Annotated in this window: 21 protein-coding genes; 9 read left to right on the top strand and 12 right to left on the bottom strand. The window is 68.6% G+C overall.

What is annotated here, in order from left to right:
* Positions 1–112: 112 nt before the first annotated feature.
* Positions 113–1186 (top strand): serine hydrolase domain-containing protein, encoded by a 1074-nt coding sequence (locus ACIBL3_RS06840; RefSeq protein ID WP_396352263.1) that lies wholly within the window; start codon positions 113–115, stop codon positions 1184–1186.
* A gap of 30 nt (positions 1187–1216) precedes the next feature.
* Here ACIBL3_RS06840 and ACIBL3_RS06835 read toward each other — a convergent pair whose 3' ends face one another.
* Entirely contained in the window at positions 1217–1393 is a 177-nt protein-coding gene (locus ACIBL3_RS06835) for a hypothetical protein (RefSeq protein ID WP_396352262.1), read from the bottom strand.
* A 176-nt stretch (positions 1394–1569) separates the two neighbouring features.
* Positions 1570–1941: a VOC family protein gene (locus ACIBL3_RS06830; RefSeq protein ID WP_396352260.1), complete on the bottom strand. Its 372-nt coding sequence runs from the start codon at positions 1939–1941 to the stop codon at positions 1570–1572.
* Positions 1942–2109: 168 nt separating this feature from the next.
* On the opposite strand from ACIBL3_RS06830, the gene ACIBL3_RS06825 reads away from it, so the two are divergent.
* The 3 genes from ACIBL3_RS06825 (at position 2110) to ACIBL3_RS06815 (ending at position 6666) form a co-directional block, all read left to right on the top strand.
* Positions 2110–2934, top strand: coding sequence for a SigB/SigF/SigG family RNA polymerase sigma factor (locus ACIBL3_RS06825; protein WP_396352259.1), 825 nt, complete (start codon positions 2110–2112; stop codon positions 2932–2934).
* The gene (locus ACIBL3_RS06820; protein ID WP_396352258.1) at positions 2931–3425 is read left to right on the top strand and encodes a DNA polymerase ligase N-terminal domain-containing protein; all 495 of its coding nucleotides are present in this window, start codon (positions 2931–2933) and stop codon (positions 3423–3425) included. The genes ACIBL3_RS06825 and ACIBL3_RS06820 overlap by 4 nt, the downstream gene beginning before the upstream one ends.
* 88 nt (positions 3426–3513) lie before the next feature.
* On the top strand, positions 3514–6666 hold the full coding sequence (locus ACIBL3_RS06815) for a discoidin domain-containing protein (RefSeq protein ID WP_396352257.1): 3153 nt from the start codon (positions 3514–3516) through the stop codon (positions 6664–6666).
* Here ACIBL3_RS06815 and ACIBL3_RS06810 read toward each other — a convergent pair whose 3' ends face one another.
* The 4 genes from ACIBL3_RS06810 to ACIBL3_RS06795 form a co-directional block, all read right to left on the bottom strand.
* Positions 6667–7314 carry a nitroreductase family protein gene (locus tag ACIBL3_RS06810; protein WP_396352255.1) on the bottom strand — a complete coding sequence of 216 codons (648 nt, stop codon included), beginning with the start codon at positions 7312–7314 and terminating at the stop codon, positions 6667–6669.
* Between the two features lie 80 nt (positions 7315–7394).
* Positions 7395–8012, bottom strand: a complete 618-nt coding sequence (locus ACIBL3_RS06805) for an L-threonylcarbamoyladenylate synthase (protein WP_396352254.1) — start codon at positions 8010–8012, stop codon at positions 7395–7397.
* 23 nt (positions 8013–8035) lie between these two features.
* Positions 8036–8665, bottom strand: coding sequence for a sortase domain-bontaining protein (locus tag ACIBL3_RS06800; RefSeq protein ID WP_396352252.1), 630 nt, complete (start codon positions 8663–8665; stop codon positions 8036–8038).
* 71 nt (positions 8666–8736) lie between these two features.
* Positions 8737–9531, bottom strand: a complete 795-nt coding sequence (locus ACIBL3_RS06795; protein WP_396352250.1) for a DUF4397 domain-containing protein — start codon at positions 9529–9531, stop codon at positions 8737–8739.
* A 302-nt stretch (positions 9532–9833) separates the two neighbouring features.
* Here ACIBL3_RS06795 and ACIBL3_RS06790 point away from each other — a divergent pair, with 302 nt between their 5' ends.
* Together ACIBL3_RS06790 and ACIBL3_RS06785 are read left to right on the top strand one after the other, a co-directional pair.
* Positions 9834–10574 (top strand): hypothetical protein, encoded by a 741-nt coding sequence (locus ACIBL3_RS06790; RefSeq protein ID WP_396352248.1) that lies wholly within the window; start codon positions 9834–9836, stop codon positions 10572–10574.
* 29 nt (positions 10575–10603) lie between these two features.
* Complete coding sequence (locus tag ACIBL3_RS06785; protein WP_396352247.1) at positions 10604–12076, top strand: DHA2 family efflux MFS transporter permease subunit; 1473 nt, start codon at positions 10604–10606, stop codon at positions 12074–12076.
* A 33-nt stretch (positions 12077–12109) separates the two neighbouring features.
* Here the strand turns inward: ACIBL3_RS06785 and ACIBL3_RS06780 are convergent, their stop codons facing one another.
* From ACIBL3_RS06780 to ACIBL3_RS06770, 3 genes are all read right to left on the bottom strand, one after another.
* Entirely contained in the window at positions 12110–12910 is an 801-nt protein-coding gene (locus tag ACIBL3_RS06780; protein WP_396352245.1) for a M23 family metallopeptidase, read from the bottom strand.
* Positions 12911–12996: 86 nt separating this feature from the next.
* On the bottom strand, positions 12997–13698 hold the full coding sequence (locus tag ACIBL3_RS06775; protein ID WP_396352315.1) for a DNA alkylation repair protein: 702 nt from the start codon (positions 13696–13698) through the stop codon (positions 12997–12999).
* Positions 13699–13721: 23 nt separating this feature from the next.
* Complete coding sequence (locus tag ACIBL3_RS06770; RefSeq protein ID WP_396352243.1) at positions 13722–14465, bottom strand: SDR family oxidoreductase; 744 nt, start codon at positions 14463–14465, stop codon at positions 13722–13724.
* A 417-nt stretch (positions 14466–14882) separates the two neighbouring features.
* On the opposite strand from ACIBL3_RS06770, the gene ACIBL3_RS06765 reads away from it, so the two are divergent.
* The 3 genes from ACIBL3_RS06765 to ACIBL3_RS06755 all read left to right on the top strand — a co-directional run bounded on the left by ACIBL3_RS06765 (position 14883) and on the right by ACIBL3_RS06755 (position 17117).
* Positions 14883–15233 carry an STAS domain-containing protein gene (locus tag ACIBL3_RS06765; protein WP_396352241.1) on the top strand — a complete coding sequence of 117 codons (351 nt, stop codon included), beginning with the start codon at positions 14883–14885 and terminating at the stop codon, positions 15231–15233.
* 55 nt (positions 15234–15288) lie between these two features.
* Positions 15289–16317 (top strand): LacI family DNA-binding transcriptional regulator, encoded by a 1029-nt coding sequence (locus ACIBL3_RS06760; RefSeq protein WP_396352239.1) that lies wholly within the window; start codon positions 15289–15291, stop codon positions 16315–16317.
* A gap of 68 nt (positions 16318–16385) precedes the next feature.
* Complete coding sequence (locus ACIBL3_RS06755) at positions 16386–17117, top strand: polyprenol monophosphomannose synthase (RefSeq protein ID WP_396352238.1); 732 nt, start codon at positions 16386–16388, stop codon at positions 17115–17117.
* A 3-nt stretch (positions 17118–17120) separates the two neighbouring features.
* On the opposite strand, the gene ACIBL3_RS06750 is transcribed toward ACIBL3_RS06755, so the two are convergent.
* The 3 genes from ACIBL3_RS06750 to ACIBL3_RS06740 form a co-directional block, all read right to left on the bottom strand.
* Complete coding sequence (locus tag ACIBL3_RS06750; protein WP_396352236.1) at positions 17121–18095, bottom strand: hypothetical protein; 975 nt, start codon at positions 18093–18095, stop codon at positions 17121–17123.
* A gap of 125 nt (positions 18096–18220) precedes the next feature.
* Positions 18221–18571, bottom strand: coding sequence for a metallopeptidase family protein (locus ACIBL3_RS06745; RefSeq protein WP_396352234.1), 351 nt, complete (start codon positions 18569–18571; stop codon positions 18221–18223).
* Positions 18572–18588: 17 nt separating this feature from the next.
* Positions 18589–19539: a LuxR C-terminal-related transcriptional regulator gene (locus ACIBL3_RS06740; RefSeq protein ID WP_396352233.1), complete on the bottom strand. Its 951-nt coding sequence runs from the start codon at positions 19537–19539 to the stop codon at positions 18589–18591.
* Positions 19540–19616: the final 77 nt, after the last annotated feature.

Raw genomic sequence — 19616 nt, 5'->3', positions numbered from 1 at the left:
GGCCCGGGAGCGCGAAAGCCCGCCTCTAACAGCTCTCTAACCAGGTGTGTCAAAAGCGGCCGGGTGGCTCCGACCTGGTGGTGACTGACCTCTCACAGACAGGATGGCGAGCGTGACGAAGCTTCAGGAGCAGGTGCAGCAGCGCGTCGACGAGTTGGTCGATACCGAGCTCGGACTGCAGGTGGTGGTCTACCAGAACGGTGAGCTGGTGGTCGACGCGGTCGCCGGCGAGGGGATCGAACCGGACACCCTCTTCTACAGCGCGTCCACCGGAAAGGCCGCGACCGCGACGGTGGCGAACGTGCTGGCCGATCGCGGTGTCCTCGAGTACGACGCTCCGATCGCGGACGTCTGGCCCGAGTTCGCCGTCCACGGCAAGGAGAAGGCGACCCTGCGGCACATCCTCACCCACACGGTCGGCCTGCCGGCTCTCGCGCCGGACACGACGCCCGACGACTTGGCCGACTGGCCGAAGATCACGTCGTACCTGGCGACCGCCGAACCGTGGTGGGAGCCGGGGACGAAGACGACGTACCACGCGGAGACGTTCGGCTACCTGGTCGGCGAGGTGGTCCGGCGGACGACGGGCCGGTCGATCTCCGACGTACTGCGGGAGATCGCGGAGCCGCTCGGGATCGCGGACGAGGTGTACTTCGGCGTCCCCCTGGACCAACAGCACCGGGTCGCGCAGCTCGTCGAGCCGGCCGGAGCCGAGGACACGTTCGCGATGCTGGCCGGGATGTTCGGGAAGGTGACCCCGGCCGCGATCATCCCGCGGGCCGCGCTGTGCAACAGTCCAGAGCACCTCGCCGCCGAGACTCCGTCGGCCGGCGTCCTCACTGCGCGTGGCATCGCGAAGCTGTACGCCGCTCTGATCGGCGAGGTCGACGGGGTCCGGCTGGTCCGGCCGGAGCGGGTCGCCGAGATCACCGGACCGGCCTTCACCGGCAAGGACGAGCTGCTCGGGAACGACGCGACCTGGGCGCTGGGCTACCCGATCGGGCGACTCGGATCGAGTGCGGAGGAGAGCCCGACGTCGTTCGGCATACCTGGCATGGGTGGCAGTGCCGCCTGGGCCGACGCTCGCGCAGGCGTCTCGTTCGCGCTGACCAGGAGGTTGTTCGACCCCGCGCAGTCCGCGTCGGCGGTCGAGATCGGCAACCTCGTTGCGAAAACTCTTTGCTGAAATCCCTTGTACGTAACGGCTTTCCGCGTCTTACGCCCCGCGGATCGCGTGCTGGTCGACCCAGACCAGGTGGCCGTGGTGGCTGACGAGCACCTCGTCAGCACCGGCCGCGCCGGTCCGGCGACCGAGCTCCTGCCCCGCGATCCAGCGGCCGCCGATGCGGACCTGAACGGCGACGGGCCGGGTCGGGGCAGTGGCTACGGGCATGGCACCTCGAACGGCTGTGGAGTGATGCTGAAGATCGGTCATCGTCGCCCTCGCAGGGACACGGCAGCCAACATCGGGGGGCTGGCTACTCAACCAAAGGCCACCCTACAACCGCGACATGACGCAGCGTTAGCGATAACTCGAATTGACCCCCAACAGAACTGCCCGGCCGATCCCTAGCGCCACTCCGGCAGTTGCTGCAGGGCCCAGGAGTTCCCGTCGGGGTCGTCGAAGAACGCGAAGGTCCCCCACGGGAACTCCTGCAGGTCCGACACCTCGACCCCGCGACCGGCCAACTCCGCGCGCGCCGCCGCCACGTCCGGTACGACGATCTGCAGCCCACGCACCGAGCCGGGCTCACCCTGCGGCATCCCGCTCCCGATCGCGATCGAGCACGCCGACCCCGGCGGCGTCAACTGAACGAATCTCAGTTCTTCGGTGACCTGGTGGTCGTGGTCGGCGTGGAACCCGACCTTCTCGGTGTAGAACTCCTTCGCCCGGTCCACGTCCGTCACCGGCACCGACACCAACTCAAGCTTCCAGTCCATGGGCCAGACCCTAAGGTCGATCCGGGCCGTCCGGAACAATTTCTTCGGTGGTCGAAATCGATACAGAGGAATAACACCGGGAGTCCGGGGTAGGGTTCGGATCAGATAGCACTGACCGCGGTCCAGACATGTGCCGCGCCGTGACTCAACGTCGCGAGGTCAGCAAAAATGGTCACCGTACTTTCCAGCAGTACCGTCGACGAGCCGCGCAGCACCGATCCGAAGCAGCGCCGGGACACGACGACCCGAACCCTTCTCAGCCGGCGGGCCGCCACGACGGACGAAACTCTCCGGCAGGCCCTCCTCGGTGAGGCGATCGAGCTCAACCTGAGCATCGCCCACAGCATCGCCACCCGGTTCCGCGGCCGCGGCGTGGAGGCCGACGACCTGGACCAGGTCGCGTACCTGGGGCTGGTCAAGGCCGCCCGCAGCTACGACCCCGAGACCGAGACGCCGTTCCTGGCGTACGCCGTGCCGACCATCAAGGGCGAGGTGAAACGGTACTTCCGCGACTGCTCGTGGACGGTCCGGATCCCGCGCCGCTTGCAGGAGTTGCAGGGCTCGATCGCCTCGGTCCGCCCGCAGCTCGTCCAGGACCTGCACCGCGAGCCCACGCTCGCCGAGCTCGCCGCCAAGATCGGTGCCGACGTCAACGAGATCGAGGCCGCGATGGCCGCCGACGGCTGCTTCTCCGTGCTGTCGCTGGACCGCCCGGTCGACGACGACTCGGCCGCCAACCTGGCCGACACCATCGCGGACACCGACGACAGTGCGTTCGAGCGGACCGAGGCGGTCGCCGTCCTCGAGCCGGTGCTCAGCGACCTGGCGCCGCGCGAGCGTAAGATCCTCGAACTACGGTTCGTCGAAGGACACACCCAGGCCGATATCGGCGCCGAGATCGGAGTGAGCCAGATGCAGGTCTCCAGGCTGCTCCGCGGCATCCTGAACCGGCTCCGGCACCGGATCGAGCCACCCTCGGCAGCTGCCGCTTGACGTCCAAGCCGATCTTCGTGGTGCAGCTGCATGATGCCCGGCGGCTGCACTACGACGTTCGGCTGGAGGTCGACGGCGTCCTGAAGTCCTGGGCGGTCCCGCGGGGGCCGTCCCTGGACCCGACCGTGAAGCGGCTGGCGGTCTTCACCACCGATCACGACCTCGAGTACGCCTCGTACGAGGGCGTGATCGCGGACAGCGCGTATGGCAGCGGCGCCGTGATCGTGTGGGACGCCGGGATCTACACCAATCTCACCCACGACGATCGTCACGAGCCGGTGGACCCGGCGGTGGCGATCGACAACGGGCACTTCAAGGTGCAACTGCACGGCGTGAAACTCAACGGCGCGTGGGCTTTCACCCGCACCGGCGCGGACTGGCTGCTGGTGAAGGTCCGCGACGCCGCGGCCGATCCGGACGTCGACCTCACCGTTTCCGAACCGCGATCGGTGCTGAGCGGGTTGACGATCGAGGAGATGGCAGCCTCCTGACCGTTTCCGGTCAGCAGGCTCACTTGACCGGGTTCGAGCGCCTCCGCACACTCATGCGTACTTTCCGAGTCCCGCCTGGAGGACCCGAATGCGCATCCCAGCCGCCCTGCTCTCCGCCGTACTGCTAGCCGCTGCGCTCCCCCTTCCGGCGGCTGCCGCGCCGCCGCCGGTCTGGACGCACAACGCGAGCGACCGCCTGTTCCCCGGCACGACCAGACCTGCCGGCGCACCCACCTCGATCGACCTGTACGCAGCCCGCAACGAGACCGAGGCCGCACAGCTCGCCATCCGCCCGACGGCCGCGGTCCAGAACGTATCCATTGCCGTGAGCAACTTGACTGGACCGGCCGGCGCGACGATCTCGGACATCACCGTACGGCGGGAATACCTGCACCCCAACGTCACCCGGCCCGGCCCCGACGTGGAGGTCGAAGGCAGCGGTACGGCGTACTACGACGCGCTCGTCGAGAACACTCCGCGATCACTCGCCGCGAACGTCACCGAGCCGTACCACTACAGCGTCCACGTCCCGGCCAACGCGACTCCCGGCCTCTACACCGGTACGGCGACCGTCCAGAGCAGCGCCGGCGATGTCGCCGTACCCGTCCGGCTGACCGTCTACCCGGTCACCGTCCCACCGACGAACCAGTCCACCTTCAAGCTGAACAACTGGACCACCTCGGCCGGCTGGGACTACGACGGCACGATCAAAGCGGTCCCGGTCCAGTACGGCGTCCAGATGTACGACGCGAACTGGTGGAAGGTGATCGAGGCGATGGCCCGCAACCACGCCAAGCACCGGAACAACGTCGTGTACGCCGACTTCCAGGCACTGCTGATCCCGCGGACCCGGATCGATGCGGCAGGCAACTACACCTTCGACTGGACCGACTTCGACCGGTTCATCAGGATCTACCGGGACGCCGGTGCACTACAGTGGATCTACACGCCGACCCTGCTGATCAGCAGCGATCCGGCGGTCGGCCGACCGTCCCAGCTGGAGATGCTCGAGCGCGCGTCCGACGGGACCACGCAGATGGTCCCGGTGCCGTCCCAGTCGGCAGAGGCGAACGCCTACTTGGACAAGCTGTTCCCGGCGCTCAAGCAGCACCTGGACGCGAACGGCTGGACCGACCTGTTCTACATGAGCGCGAACGACGAGACCCGGTACACGGCCGACACCACCGCGGCGAACTGGTTCTACGCCAAGTACCGGCAGTACTTCCCGAACCCGCGGCTGAACGAGGCCGAGCTCGCGATCCACAACCCGCCGCCGAACCTGACCGCGAACACGCCGATCCTCGACCTGTACGAGAGGAACGTCGGCTACTACCAGACCAAGCGGCTGGGTGGTAACGAACTCTGGCTCTACAACTGCATCGGTCCGCAAGGCCCGTACCTCAACCGCTTCCTCGTGTCGCACCTGGCCAAGACCCGGCTCACCCCGTTGCTGGCCTGGAAAACCGACTCGGTCGGCTACCTGCACTGGGGCTGGAACTACTGGTTCGAGCACGTCGGCGGGCCGTACGTGCAGTACGACACCTTCGACGGACCGCAGAACGGCGACAACTTCATCGTGCGACCGAACCGGACAGCGTACGACGTCTACGACAGCATCCGGAGCGAGGCCCAACTCGACGGCGCCGAGGACTACGAGCTCTTCACCCAACTCGCTGCGACCAAACCGCTGCTTGCGAAGGCGCTGGCCAACTCGCTGCTCGTCAACTCCTACACCGGGGATCGCTCCGGCACAGCCGTGGCCGCCGTACACCGTCAGGTCCTCGACGCGCTCGCAGCCGGTGGACCCGATCAGGCCTACCCGTACGCCGACGACTTCGCGGCCGGATCGCAGTCCTGGCAGCCGAACAGCGGGACGTGGTCCGCCTCCGGTGGCGTGCTGACACAGACCGACGTCAGCCGCTGGGACCACGTTGCCGGTCTCGAGGGACGCGCGTACGGCGACGTCGCGGCGAGCGTGGACCTGCAGATCCGCGGGGTCAACCCGACCGGCGGCAACGAGAACTGGGCCGGGATCGTCGTCCGCAACCTCAACCCGACGGACTTCGAGAGCGGCTATCTGGTGGCTCAGCGCAACAACGGCGAGGTCTTCGTTTATCGCAGTGGTACGACGCTCGGGCGCGCACCGGCGCCCGGATACGCGGCCGGCCAGTTCAACCGGCTGCGGGTGGTCGCGCGCGGCAGCACGCTGCAGGTGTACGCCGGGTCCGGGCACGCGCCGGTGCTGACGGTGACCGACTCTGCCTTCCGGGCCGGCGGGATCGGGCTAGCGAGCGGTGGCGTGAACGTTGCCTTTGACAACTTCCGGGCGTCGGTCGGTCCAGCCGAGGGCGGAGCCGTCAGCGTGAGTTCGACGTACGACGGGGACGGATGGAATCCGCGCGCGGTCGTGGACGGTCGGCGGTCCTCGGACGCTTCTTCGATGGGATGGACGAGTGCGGCTGCCGCCGGCGCGACCGATGCGCAGTCGGTGCAGGTGGATCTCGGCTCGGCGCGGTCCATCGGTCGGGTCGACCTGTATCCGCGGGCTGATGGGGCGAACGTCGGGATCGGGTTCCCGATCGACTTCACGGTGCAGGTGTCGGCGGATGGGTCGGCGTGGTCGACGGTCGCGTCGCGGCAGGGGCAGCCACGGCCCACCGGGGTGCAGACGTTCCCGTTCGCTGCGCGTGACGTGCGGTTTGTGCGGGTGGTGGGGACGCGGCTCGGGCAGGATCCGTTCGGGACCTACCGGATGCAGTTCGCCGAAGTCGAGGTCGCAGGCGGCAGCCTTGCGGCCGGGCGAACTGTCAGCTCGACCTCGTCGTCCGAGCTCACGGCCGAGGGGTGGCTGCGGGCGAACCTGACCGACGGCGCCCGGCAGTCGCGCCTGTGGAACTCGATGGGCTGGACGAGTGCGTCCGTACCTGCCGGATCGGCGCAGTCGGTCCGGGTCGACCTCGGTGGGCCGAGTCTGGTGAGCCGGGTGGACCTGTACGCGCGGTCGGACGGTGCGAACACCGGGAACGGGTTCCCGGTCGATTTCACCGTCGAGACGTCGGCCGACGGTGTCAGCTGGACGCCGGTCGCCGTGGTGACCGATCACGCCCAGCCGGGATCGGCGCCCGTGTCGTTCACGTTCCCGCCGACGACCGCGCGCTACGTCCAGGTGCGCGGGACGGAGCTGCGGCCCGACGGCGAGGGCGGGTACCGGATGCAGTTGGCCGAAGTGGAGGTGCGATAGCTACCAGGCGTTGACGTGCAGGACGTCGTCCAGCGGCTGGCGTGGGGCGGGCTTGAAGTCGGTCCCGATCGTGTACGCGGTCGGGATCAGCACCGACTGCCGGACCTCCTCGGGCAGACCGAGGACATCGGCGACCTCTTGCTCGTAGTTGAGGTGCAGCGTGGTCCACGCCGTACCGAGGCCGCGGGCACGAGCGGCGAGCATGTAGCTCCAGGCGGACGGCAGGATCGAGCCCCAGAGCCCGGCCTGGTTGCCCGCCGGCAGCGTCCGCGCTTCGAGGCACGGGATCACCAGCACCGGGACCTGTCCCATCCGCTCCCCGAGGTAGGCCACGCTGTCACCGATGCGGCGCTGCACCGGGCCGCGCACGGGGTCGTCCGCGAAGAGCTTCCCGGCCGCACCGGTGCCGGCCAGGTACTTCTCCACGGCCAACCGGTAGTACTCCCCGACGGCGGCCCGCTTCTCCGCATCCGTGATCACCAGCCAGTGCCACGTCTGCCGATTGCTCCCCGACGGCGCCTGCAACGCGATCTCCACACACTCCCGCACGACCTCGAGCGGCACCGGCTTGTCCAGGTCCAGCCGCTTCCGCACGGTACGCGTCGTCGTCAGCAGTTCATCGGGGTTCAGATCCAAGGTGTAGGTCACGGCCCCAGTCTGCTTGGTCAGCAGGTGTAGAGGCTGTTGGGGTGCACCTTCTCGCAGAAGCGGACGTGGAGGTGGGGCGTTCACTCGAACGGCGTCGGATCGCCGGCGCCGACCCGGACCACCTCGGCGACGTCGTCGGAGAAGTCCACGACGGTGGTCGGCTCGGTGCCGGTCTCGCCCTCGATGACCGCGTCGACCTGGTTGTCCAGCTCTTCCTTGATCTCCCAGGCTTGCGTCATCGGCACCTCGTGGTCCGGGAGCAGCAGGGTGCTCGACAGCAGCGGCTCGCCGAGCTCCTCGACCAAAGCCTGCGCCACGACGTGGTCCGGGATCCGCACGCCGACCGTCTTCTTCTTCGGGTGCAGCAGCCTGCGCGGCACTTCTTTCGTAGCGGGCAGGATGAAGGTGTAGCTGCCCGGCGTGGCCGCCTTGATCGACCGGAACACCGCGTTGCTGATGTGCACGAACTGTCCCAGTTGCGCGAAGTCCTGGCAGACCAGCGTGAAGTGGTGCCGGTCGTCCAGGTGCCGGATGGCGCGGATCCGCTCGATCCCATCGCGGTTCCCGAGCTGGCAGCCGAGCGCGAAGCACGAGTCGGTCGGGTACGCGATCAGCCCGCCGTCGCGCACCAGGTCCACCACCTGGCCGATCGCGCGCCGCTGCGGATTCTCCGGATGCACATCGAAATACCTCGCCATAACGGGCGAGCCTAGCGGTCGGATCAGCGGGCCGGACCGACCGCGGTGGCGGTGACGACGAGGTTCTCCTCGTACCCGCCCCGGGAGGCGTCGTACGCACCGGTGCAGGTGATCAGCACCAGCCGGTGGCCGACCTTCTGGTCGAAGGCGCCGCTCCGGGTCGCGAGCGCGTTCTTCGGCACCGACACGATCGAGCTGACCCGGTACGTCGCGGTGTGGCCGGAGCCATGCAGTACGACGAGCTCACCCGGCGTGATGCGGAGCAGCCGGGCGAAGTACCCGATTCCCTCGGTCTTGGTGTCGACGTGGCCGGCCAGGACCACCGACCCGAACGGGTCACCGGCTTGCGCGCCGCCGTCCCACCAGCCGACGCGCTGGCCTTGCTCCGGAACCTTCAGCTCGCCGTTCACCGTGCTCGCCGGGAAGACCGGGGCTTTCGCTCCACCCGGCAGGACGACCTGGGTGGGAACGAACCAGATCCGCTGGCTCGGCGCCGGCGTACCGATCCGGGCCGGTGGCGCGGACGTCGGATCGGTCTGCGCCGGCGAAGGCGTGACCCTGGGTTCGATCTCCGGAGCGAACCCAGGGACGCCGCGTGCAGCCGGAGCGGACGACGGTGTTGGGGTACCGCCGCCCGCCCCGGGGTCCGGCACGGTGTTGTCCGCCTGCGCAGCGCACCCCTCCAGGCCCGCGCAGCACAACACCAGTGCGAGCAGGAACTTCCTCAGCGACGGACCGCCTTCCGGACCGTCACCACCGCCGCCAGCAGCCCGGCCAGGACGACCACGAGCCAGAGGCCGGAAGTGGAGGAGCTCTGCCCCTGGTCGAGCTCCGCCGCCTGACCGCCGGTCCCGGTGTTCACCAGGCCGGGCGTCCCCGAACCCGAGGCGGGCAACTTGATCGTCCCGAGCGCGACATTCATCGTCTGCGCGTTCGGATTACCGACCGCGAACACCCGAGTCAGATAACCGGCACGGGCCGGCAAATCCAACGGACCGAGAACAACAGGTGAAGTCGCGCCGGCCGGCACGATGTCGACCTTGTAGGTGGCAGCCGGGACGACCGCTTCCAGTGATTCCCCGTTCGCCACGTTCGCGAACGCCACCTGTCCGTTCACCCGGATGTCGGCCGGACCGACGGCCGCGTCGTGGGCGACCCGCACGGCGGCCTTGTCCTTCGGGATGGCGCTCAGCTTGTTCACATACGACGTCAGCACCGGCGCCCCCGTGGGCGAGACCGGCAGGTGGATCACGGCGTCGACACTGGCCCCGGATCCGACCGTGACCTCCCGCTGGATCACGACTTCGCCGCCTTGCCGTGCGGTCAGCATCCGCTTGCCGGCAGCAACACCGAACGGGCCGATCACCTTCGTGGTCGCGACCCCGGTGGCCACCGTGCGGCCGTCGATGCTGATGTCGAGCGACCGGCCGGGCAGGCCCTGGACGACGTACAAGTTGGCGCCCGCGGCCCCTTGGGCCGGCGCCACGAGCACTGCCGGCGCGGCCGCGACCGTCACCACCAGCGTCAGTGGAAGTATCCTTCGAATTACCGGACCATGAATTCTCGAAATTACTTCGAATACGGCCCGGAATGATCTGGACACGCTCCGTCTCACCATTTTGTGCCCCCTGGAGTCCCCATGAAATATCCGGCAGTAATTGCCGAACCCCACTAATTCCGGCGTATCGTATGCGCAAGTCCGATCCGACCGCCAGAGGAAGCGGCCGAATCCGTTGGGGGCGATGAGACGTGTCTGAACGAGGTTCCCCTGGCATCGCATCGAGGACGGACGCGGAGTTCCTCCCGGACGTTCCATCGGGGGTGGAGGACCTCAGGCGACTGGCGACGGGGACACGGTGGCTGGCCACGGCCGCGCTGACTCTGGGGCTCAGCGCGACCGCGGCCTGCGCACCGGATGTCGCCGGTCCGGTGGCCCCCAGCCCCGGCCTGCCCGTGAGCCCCTCCGGACCGGTCAGCACCCAGCCCGGCGAGACTCCGACCACGAGCTCCGGCCCCGGCGCCACCAGGCCCGGCATCCGGTTGGTCGCCAAACCGATGCCGGACGGGTCGTTCGACATCGTCGAGGACGTGATGTTGCCGAGGGCGACAAGCATCCTGCAGGTCCAGTTGCCCGCGTCCGGTGAGCAACTGTCCGGGATGATGACCAAGACGTCGCCGATCGCGACCAACCTGCGGGTGCTGGCCGACAACATGGTCGTCCCGCTGGCCAGCTCCAGCGTCACCACGACGACCGACGTACCGCTGACGACCGCAGCGACGAACCTGCGGCTGACCTACCGGCTGTCCGGCTCGACGGTACGACGTACGGAGTCGAAGCCGGAGCGGGCTTCGGCGGCCATCCGGCCACTGACCGCGATCACCGAGAGCGGCCTGCCGACCAACCTGATCGTGACCGGCGGCGAGCTGCTCAACGCGGTCTGCCCGCTGCTCACCGAGACCCGTTGCGCGGTCGGCAATCCACCCAAGCTGTCGGTGCTCCAGGGCATCCCGGCCGACAAGGCCCTCGTCGTCCTCCAACTGGACCTTCCACAGCCGCAGTAACTGTCTCCTGAACTGTCTACTGTGAGTCCATGACGGACGAGCGGATCGTTTTCGGCACCAGCCGGGCCCGGTGGGTCCTCGCGGCCACCGCACTCGGATCGGGGATGGCGTTCCTCGACGGCACCGTGGTGAACGTCGCGTTGCCGGCGATGGGTGAGGAGTTCGACGCCGAGGTGGCCGGCCTGCAGTGGATCGTCAACGCGTACATGCTGCCGCTGGCGGCGCTGATCCTGCTCAGCGGATCGCTCGGTGACCGGCTCGGCCGGCGACGGACCTTCGTCGCCGGGGTGATCTGGTTCGCGGTCGCGTCGGTGGTGTGCACCGTTGCGCCCACCATCGAGGTGATGATCATCGGCCGGGTCCTGCAGGGCATCGGCGGCGCGTTGCTGACACCCGGCAGCCTGGCGATCCTGCAGACCACGTTCGCACCGTCCGACCGCGGCAAGGCGGTCGGCGCCTGGTCCGGCCTCACCTCGGTCGCAGCGGCCATCGGCCCGTTCGTCGGCGGCAGCCTGGTCGACAGCGGGTCCTGGCGACTCATCTTCCTGCTGAACATCCCGCTCGCACTGCTCACCGTGCTCATCACCCTGCGGCACGTGCCGGAGACCCGCGACGAGACCGCGGCCGGCAAGCTCGACGTGAACGGCGCCGTCGTCGTGACCATCGGCCTCGGCGGGCTCACCTTCGGCCTGATCCGGGCCGGCGAAGGCGGCTTCAGCGACCCGGTCGTGCTGGTCTCGCTGATCGTCGGCGTGCTCGCGTTCGCGGCCTTCGTGGAGATCGAACGCCGGGAGTCGCACCCGATGCTGCCACCCGGCATCTTCGCGAACCGGGCCTTCACCGGCGCGAACCTGGTCACGGTCGTCGTGTACGGCGGCCTCGGTACGGCGACCTTCCTGCTCGTCGTCTACCTCCAGACGGCACTCGGCTACTCCGCGATCTGGGCCGGCGCCGCGCTGCTGCCGATGACCCTGCTGATGCTGGCGCTGTCCGGCTACGCCGGCGGCCTCGCGGACCGGATCGGCGCGCGGATCCCGATGACCGTCGGACCGCTGGTGATGGGCGTGGGCCTGCTGCTGATGCTGCGGATCGACATCGACTCGTCGTACGTCTCCGCGGTGCTGCCGGCGGTCGTCGTCCTCGGCCTCGGGCTGGTCGCGACCGTCGCGCCGCTGACGGCGACCGTGTTGTCGTCGGTCGAGGACCACCACGCCGGCATCGCGTCCGGGGTGAACAACGCGATCGCCCGGTCGGCGCAGCTGATGGCGGTCGCGGCGATCCCGATCGCGGCCGGGATCACCGGCGACACCTACCTCGATCCGGTGGCCTTCAGCGAGGGGTTCGCCAACGCGTTGTGGATCTCCGCGGCACTGTCCGCGGCCGGTGGCGTGATCGCCTGGTTCACGATCGGCGGTCGCGCCGAGAAGCCGGCGGAGGTCGAGCACCACCCGCACTGCGCCCTCACCGCCCCGCCGTACGCCGACAGCCGCCGGGCCTCCTGAGTTCCAGGCCGGCCCGGCGACATGTCGACAAATTCAGCAGTTCGGCAGGTCGCGGCCGTTGTTGTCCTTCGCCTCGTCGTTGCCCCAGCGGGACAGGTAGTACGCCGACACCCATTGGTTGGCGGGGCCGACGTCGAGGTCGGTCTTCATCCACCAGTGGTTGTAGGCGCTGCCGACCCGGACCTCGGGTCCCCAGACCTTGCAGAAGACGTAGTTCGTGCCCTGGTAGAGCGTGCCGGTCTGCGTGCCGCCGGGAGTGCTGTGACCGGGTGCGTTCGCGAACGTGTCGACCCAGTACTTCCCGTCAGCACCGCAGTTGGCGCTGGTCTCGAAGTGCTGGTTGTACGACCAGGTCAGCGGTACGGCGTGCCCGTTGAACCACGATTGCTGGACGGTGCCGTTCAGCTTCTGCTCGTAGTGCAGGTGCGGCCCGGTGCTGTCGCCGGTGTTGCCGACGATGCCGATCTGCCGGCCCTGCGCGACCACGTTGCCGACGGCAACATCACGGCGGTCCATGTGCAGGTACCTGGTTTGCCAACCACCGCCGTGGTCGATGACGACCATGTGTCCGCCGCTGGACGACAGCAGCGAAGCACTGACCGTCCCGCCGGCCGACGCGAGCACCGGCGTACCGCGGGTGGCTCCGCTGGGCGAGACCATGTCCAGCATCCACTGGCTGGCGTGGCCGCTGTGCGTCGCGGTGGTCCACCGCAGCCCGCACGGGATCGGCATCTGGAATCCGGGTGCTGCCGTGGCGGTGCTCGGTACGGCGACCAGTCCGGCGGCGACGAGTGTTGCGAGCAGCAACAGCTTGATGATGCGCTTCGGGTTCATGGGGGCGGCCCCTTCCGCGATCGATTTGAGCGCCAGGGTAACGCTGCGTCGCCGGATCGCTAGGCCTTTCGACGTACGCGAAAATGTCAGCGCATCGCCAGATATTCCTTGCGTACGGCGGGTTCCAGCCGCTCGATCGCATAGCGCAGCATGGTCCGCGGCATCACCGCCGCGTGCTTGTCGAGGAACGCCCGGAGCTCGTCTTCCGAGACTCGCTTGCCGGCCTCACGCAGCATCCACCCGGACGCCTTGTGGATCAGGTCCTCCCGGTCGTCCAGTACGAGCGCGGCCAGCGCGTACGTATCCGCGCTCTCCCCGTGCCTGATGAACCAGTGGGTCGCGACCAGCGCGATCCGCCGCTCCCACAGCGAGGACGACCGGACCAGCGTGTAGAGCACGTCCCGCGGCTTGTCGAGCAGGTACCCGCCGACGATCTCCGAGGTGCTGCAGTCGACCAGGTCCCAGTTGTTGATGTACGCCGTACTGCGCAGGTACAGCTCGTAGATCGCGGTGGCTTCGGCCGGGTCCGCCGTACGCGACTTGAGGCTGCGAGACGCGCGGTCGGCGAGCAGGCAGAGAACTGCCAGCCGGTGTTCGTGGATCGGGCTCTTCAGCGCCTGCTCGAGCTCGGCGAGCGGGAGGCCGGCGCGCAGGTAGGGCTTGAGCAGGCCGCGGATGGTCGACAGCTTCACGCCGATCATCTGGTCGCCGTGACCGTAGCCCCCAGGTCCCAGCTTGAAGTAGCCCGCAAGGATCTCCGCCACGGCCGGGTCGGCCGCGGCGTCGATGTCGGCGAGCAGGTCGGCGGTGCTCAGATCAGCAGCCCTCCGGTGGCACGCAGGTTCTGCCCGGTGAGCCAGCGGCTGTCGGGACCGGCCAGGAAGGCAACCACGTCGGCGACGTCGGCCGGCTCGCCGACACGGCCGAGGGCGGTGATGCCGACCAGGGCTGCCTTTGCCTCCGGCGGATTGGAGTCGCGGAACATGTCGGTGTCGGTCGCACCCGGCGACACCGCGTTGACGGTGATCCCGCGGGCGCCGTACTCGCGGGCGGCGACCTTGACGAACTGCTCGAGCGCGGCCTTGCTCGCCGCGTACAGCGAGATCCCGGGACCGGGCACCACTGTGTTCAGCGTCGAGAGCGCGATGATCCGGCCGCCGTCCGGGAACACCCGGGCCGCCTGCTGGATGGCGAAGTACGGGCCCTTGACGTTGGTGGCGAAGAGGTGGTCGTAATCGTCCTCGGTGACGCCGTCGATCGGCTTCACCGTCACCTCGGCCGCGTTGCTGACGAAGATGTCGAGGGCGCCGGTCGGGCCGGCGGCCTGCGCGAACAGCTCGGGAATGCTCGCGAGATCGGCTTGGTCGGACTGTACGGCGATCGCCCGGCCGCCGGCCGCCTTGACCTCGTTGACGACCTCCGCTGCCGCCGCTTCGCTCGACAGGTAGGTGAAGGTGACCACGGCGCCGTCGGCGGCGAGTCGGCGGACGATCGCCGCCCCGATCCCGCGCGAACCTCCGGTGACGAGTGCGGCCTTGCCGTCGAGTACGCCCATCACAGCTCCTTCCTGGATCGGTCCCATTGTGCCCGGAGCCGGGTCCGCACCGTCTCACTCCTTGTGTCAGACCGCTTCCATAACGTGCCTATCACGCATACCCTTCATGAACGAACCCGGCGGCCGCCCGGCTGGAGGTGATGCGTTTGCCCGAGGTGACGATTGCCTTCGGACGAGGCGTATGCACAGGCAGATGATCGAAGCGTCTGCACGAGCAGATGCACTTACTGGTAGCGCTTACACCCGTGGTTAGATCACGCTCCGAGGTCATCCGGGTCATACCCGTTGTGACGCCTGCGCGTTGGGGCATACGGTGAGGGCAGGGCAGTTCCACCTCGCCAGGACCGACCGGCGTTCGCGGGACTACCCGGGGGAGAGACCGGCGTGACAAGCCACCCAGAGCCGCGGGACGGCGAGATGATCAAAACGACTTTCGACGCTGTGACCAAGGAGCTGGAACCAGGCGTGTTGCTGGTCCGGCTGTCGGGTGAGATCGACATTGCGACCACTGACTTCGCCGCCGAATCGATCCGTGCCGCCGTGGCGCCACCGGCCCGGCTGGTGCTGATCGACGTCTCCGCTGTCACCTTCTGCAGTTCGGCCGGACTGGGCAATCTGGTGGAGGCCCGCAACCTGGCCGGTCGGCACAACATCACCCTCGCCCTGGTCGGCGTCGGCCGCCCGGTCGACCGGCCGCTGTCGATCACCGGTCTGGGCGGGCAGTTCCGGATCCACTCGACCGTCGCTGCGGCGCTCGCCGAGCTCTGAATCCCCTTGCAGACAAGCGTTTCTCCCTGCGGCTCCGGCACCTAGACTGCGGGTCATGAACCTGCCCGCTCCTCAGCTGGTCCGGCGTCCGACGGTGCAGGACGTGGCCCGCGAGGCCGGTGTCTCACCGTCGACCGTGTCACGCGCGCTGCACACCCGCGGCTATGCGTCCCCCGCCGTACGCGCCCGGGTACGCGCAGCGGCCGCGCGGATCGGGTACGTGCTCGACCACAACGCCCGCAACCTGCGAAGCCGTACGTCGACCTCGATCGGCGTGCTCATCTCCGATCTGCGCAACCCGTTCTACGCCGACCTGGCCGCTGGGATCGAGGAGGAGCTGCGGGCGGCGGAGTACCAGATGGTGCTCGTCAACGACAACGGCGACCCAGCAGAGGAGATGCGGGCCGCCGAAACGCTGCTGGCGATGCGGGTGCCGGGGGTGATCGTCACGCCGGTCACCGCCAAGTGCCCGCGGGTGCTGCAGGAGAACGGCGTCCACGTGGTGTGTGCAGACCGCGAGCTCGGTCGGGGCAACGGCGACGTGGTGATGAGCGACAACAAGGCCGGTGCGCGGGAGCTGACCGATCACCTGCTCGCTCTCGGCCACACCCGGATCGGGCTGTTGATCGACGAGACCAAGTGGTCGACCGGCGCCGGGCGGCTGGCCGGCTTCCGGGCCGCGCACCTGGACAACTTGGTCGACCTGGACGAGGACCTGATCGCGTACACCAGCTTCGACGCGGAAGCGGCCCGGGAGACGACCCGCAAGCTGCTGAACGACCACGAGGTCACCGCGATCATCTCGGCGAACAACGTGCTGGCGCAGGGTGCGCTGGCCGAGCTGAAGGACCGGCGGCTGAAGATCCCGCGGCAGCTCAGCGTGGCGGCGTACGACGACGTGCCGTGGATGTCGCTGGTGCAGCCGGCGCTGACCACGGTCGACCAGCACACCGTCGAGCTCGGGCGCAACTGCGCGCGGTTGCTGCTGGCACGGATCCGCGGGGATCTCCCCGCGAAGCGGCGGATCGTGCGGGTGCCACCGCGGCTGATCGTGCGCGGCTCGACCGGGCCTGCACCGCACTGATCGGACCATCACAAGACCCCAGACCGGGTGATGCGATAGCGTCCGGTGGTCCCCGAAGAAGGAATGTCATGGGTGAGCTGAGCAAGATCGTGGTCGTCGTGCCGACCTACAACGAGCGGGAGAACCTGCCCGTGCTGGCCGGGCTGCTGTCCGACCTGAACCTGCCGGGCCTGCAGATGCTCGTGGTCGACGACAACTCCCCCGACGGCACCGGCGACGTGGCCGACGAACTGGCAAAGGCGTCGCCCGAGCAGGTCGGCGTACTGCACCGGACCGAGAAGAACGGCCTCGGCCGCGCCTACATCGCCGGCATCAGCCGCGCGCTGGACGAGGGCGCCGACATCGTGATCCAGATGGACGCGGACCTGTCGCACCCGGCCGCGGTGATCCCGACCATGGTCGAGATGCTGCGGACCACGGACGCCGGTGTGGTGATCGGCTCCCGGTACGTCGAGGGCGGCTCGGCGGCCGCGGAGTGGGCCTGGCACCGCCGGGCACTGTCCGCGTGGGCCAACTTCTACGTGAATGCGATCCTGCGGCTGCACGTGAAGGACGCCACCGCCGGGTTCAAGGCGTGGAAGGCCGACACGTTGCGCTGGATCGACGTCACCACGATCCAGAGCAACGGGTACTCGTTCCAGGTCGAGATGAACTACCGCACCGTCCGCCGCGGACTGCGGATCGCGGAGACGCCGATCCGGTTCGAGGAGCGGACCGCGGGCGACTCGAAGATGAGCCTGAAGGTGCAACTCGAGTCGGCCCTGATGCCGTGGAAGCTCCTCTTCCGCCGCTCCGCCTGAGCCTCAGATCGACTTGGCGACGGAGGCCAGCATGCGCGTGGCGTCCCGGAAGACCGCAGTCTGATCGTCCTTGCGGGCGGCGACGCACAACGTGACGGTGACGTTGTGGATCGACTCGACGCCGGTCATCGTCGTGCATTTGGCGACCAGCGAGAGAACTCCGCCACTCGGCGTGGTGTACCGGCCTGAGTAGGTCAACTGGGCCTGGTTGTCGATGTTCGAGTTGGCCGGGCTGAGCGTCTTGACCGACGATTTCCGGACGCCGGTGAGGCGGTCGGCCTTGATGAGGTCCGCCGCCACGGCTGCGACCGCGACCCGGGCCGGGTAGCCGACGGGATTGACCATAACGAACACAGCACCGGCGCGACTCCGGGAACCGAGCGTGACCGAGTACTGCGTCGAGCGGTCCTTCCTCCACCCCGTCGCGGGCTTGACGTAGACGTCGTCGTACACCTTGATGCCCTGGTCGACGTCCTTCAACGTACGGCGCCGCTCGGTGGGCGTCGGAGACGGAGTCGGAGTGGGCGTCGGGACCGTGGTGGGGGTGTCAGTGGGGGTTGCGGACGGCTGGGTCGACGGGTCCGGGGAGGACAGACCGTCGGAGTAGGTGGCGGTGGGAAGCGGCGACTCTGCCGAGGCGTTCTGGTCGGAGCGGGTCAGTACGAAGGCTCCGACACCACCGATCAGCGAGACGACGACGGCGATCGCGCCGGCGATGAGCCATCCCATCTTGTTCTTGCGGGGCGGCGGCAGGTCGTAGCCGGGCTCTTGGCCGTTGTGCGGCGGCTGCATGGGTGGCTGGCCGTAGTACTGCGGCTGGGTGGGCGGCCGGTCGTAGTACGGCGGCTGCCCGCTGTGCTGCGGGGGCTGGCCGTAGTACTGCGGCTGGCTCGGTGGCTGCGCGGGCGGCACTGGGTACGCGCGCGTCGGTTCGTTGTCGGGGTTCCAGGCAGGCGGCTGGGCGGTCGGGTCACTCACGACAGGGGGCCTCAATCGATTGGCGATGACGAAGAGGCCGGTCCCCGATACCGGCCGGGTGAGGTTACCTCAATCGCGTGATCGGCGTCGCATTTTTACGGGCGAGTTGCACGAAGTGGCAACGGCTACCCGTAGCCGAGCTCGTGCAGGCGGGCGTCGTCGATGCCGAAGTGGTGGGCGATCTCGTGCACCACGGTGATGTTCACCTCGTCGACGACGTCCTCGACGGTGTCGCAGATCGCCAGCGTCGGGTTGCGGTAGATGGTGATCCGGTCCGGCAGCACACCGCCGTAGTAGTGCCCGCGCTCGGTCAGCGGAATGCCCTCGTAGATGCCGAGCAGCTCCGGGTCGCTCGCCGGCGGCTCGTCCTCGACGAAGACCGCGACGTTGTCGATCAGCGCCGCAAGCTCCGGCGGCACCTCGTCCAGCGCCTCGGACACCAGCACCTCGAAGTCCGCCCGGCTCATCTCGATCACTTGGCCAGCGTAATGAGTCAGAGCCAGCCCTGCCGGGACGCTTGGACGCCGAGCTGAAACCTGGTCTGGGCGCCCAGTGCTTCCTGCAGGCGGCCGATGCGGCGGGCGATCGTGCGCTCGCTGACGCCGAACTCCCGGGCGATCGACTCGTCCGTCAGGCCGGCGCTCAGGTAGGTCAGCAGCCGCTTCTCCTCCAGGCTCGGTCCGGCGTTCACGTCGTTCAGCTCGGTGCCACCGGTGATGGGCACGGCCATCCGCCACAGTGCCTCGAAGATCCGCGCCATCCCGGCCAGCAGTGGCGAGTCATGGACGACGACAGCCGCAAACGCCGGCCCACGCCGTACCTCGGACCGCGCACCCACCAGCGCCCACCTGTCATCGACGATCGTGATGTTGAGCGGCACGTGCGGGAAGACGCGTGCCGTCTCACCTGCGTCGATGCATGCCTGCACCATGTGTAGCGCGTTGGCGTCCTGGAGGACGTGGGCTCCGTAGATCACGTCGTACCGGACTCCGCGCTCCAGTGCCTCGAACATCCCGTCGACGATGCGTAGCTCGCGGGCCGCGAGGTTGCCCATGGTCATGGCGCGGACCTGCTGCTGTGCGTCGGTCTGTACGGAGTTCAGGACCGCCTGTGAAGCGGCGTACGTCGGCAGGACCTCCAGGTAGTCCTGCTTGCCGGCTGCGGCCTTCCAGAGCTCGCCGAGCATCTCCGCACTGTCGCGGGCGAGCTGGGCCTGTTGCGTGTGACGCTCGGCGAGGGCCTCCATCGCGAGCCGTGGCGGCCGAACGGACATGGCGTCGCCGTTGCGTTCGATGAGGCCGAGTGCGGCCAACTCCTCGAGGCTGCCGTCCACCTGCTCGTGCTGCGCTGCCAGGTCGGCCGCTGCCGTGTCAGGGCGCTGCAGCAGGTCGAGCAGCAGCGCCTCCGCTGGGGCCGACAGGCCCAGCGACTGAAGCGGTTCCATGCCCTTGTCTACCACCGGCGGCGGGGTGGCGACAGGTTGCTGACATGCCGGTTTCTGACAGCACAAGCCCTCGTAGC

The sequence above is a fragment of the Kribbella sp. NPDC050124 genome (assembly GCF_044460355.1).
In the GTDB taxonomy this organism is placed as follows: Bacteria; Actinomycetota; Actinomycetes; order Propionibacteriales; family Kribbellaceae; genus Kribbella.
This window is presented reverse-complemented; position numbering and strand designations above follow the sequence as displayed.

Coding starts and splice junctions, on each gene's coding strand:
- ACIBL3_RS06805 (WP_396352254.1), bottom strand. CDS start 8,012: ATGGCGAGGTATTTCGATGTGCATCCGGAGAATCCGCAGCGGCGCGCG.
- ACIBL3_RS06755 (WP_396352238.1), top strand. CDS start 16,386: ATGGGTGAGCTGAGCAAGATCGTGGTCGTCGTGCCGACCTACAACGAG.
- ACIBL3_RS06815 (WP_396352257.1), top strand. CDS start 3,514: ATGCGCATCCCAGCCGCCCTGCTCTCCGCCGTACTGCTAGCCGCTGCG.
- ACIBL3_RS06765 (WP_396352241.1), top strand. CDS start 14,883: ATGATCAAAACGACTTTCGACGCTGTGACCAAGGAGCTGGAACCAGGC.
- ACIBL3_RS06825 (WP_396352259.1), top strand. CDS start 2,110: ATGGTCACCGTACTTTCCAGCAGTACCGTCGACGAGCCGCGCAGCACC.
- ACIBL3_RS06770 (WP_396352243.1), bottom strand. CDS start 14,465: ATGGGCGTACTCGACGGCAAGGCCGCACTCGTCACCGGAGGTTCGCGC.
- ACIBL3_RS06780 (WP_396352245.1), bottom strand. CDS start 12,910: ATGAACCCGAAGCGCATCATCAAGCTGTTGCTGCTCGCAACACTCGTC.
- ACIBL3_RS06785 (WP_396352247.1), top strand. CDS start 10,604: ATGACGGACGAGCGGATCGTTTTCGGCACCAGCCGGGCCCGGTGGGTC.
- ACIBL3_RS06740 (WP_396352233.1), bottom strand. CDS start 19,539: ATGGAACCGCTTCAGTCGCTGGGCCTGTCGGCCCCAGCGGAGGCGCTG.
- ACIBL3_RS06760 (WP_396352239.1), top strand. CDS start 15,289: ATGAACCTGCCCGCTCCTCAGCTGGTCCGGCGTCCGACGGTGCAGGAC.
- ACIBL3_RS06835 (WP_396352262.1), bottom strand. CDS start 1,393: ATGCCCGTAGCCACTGCCCCGACCCGGCCCGTCGCCGTTCAGGTCCGC.
- ACIBL3_RS06830 (WP_396352260.1), bottom strand. CDS start 1,941: ATGGACTGGAAGCTTGAGTTGGTGTCGGTGCCGGTGACGGACGTGGAC.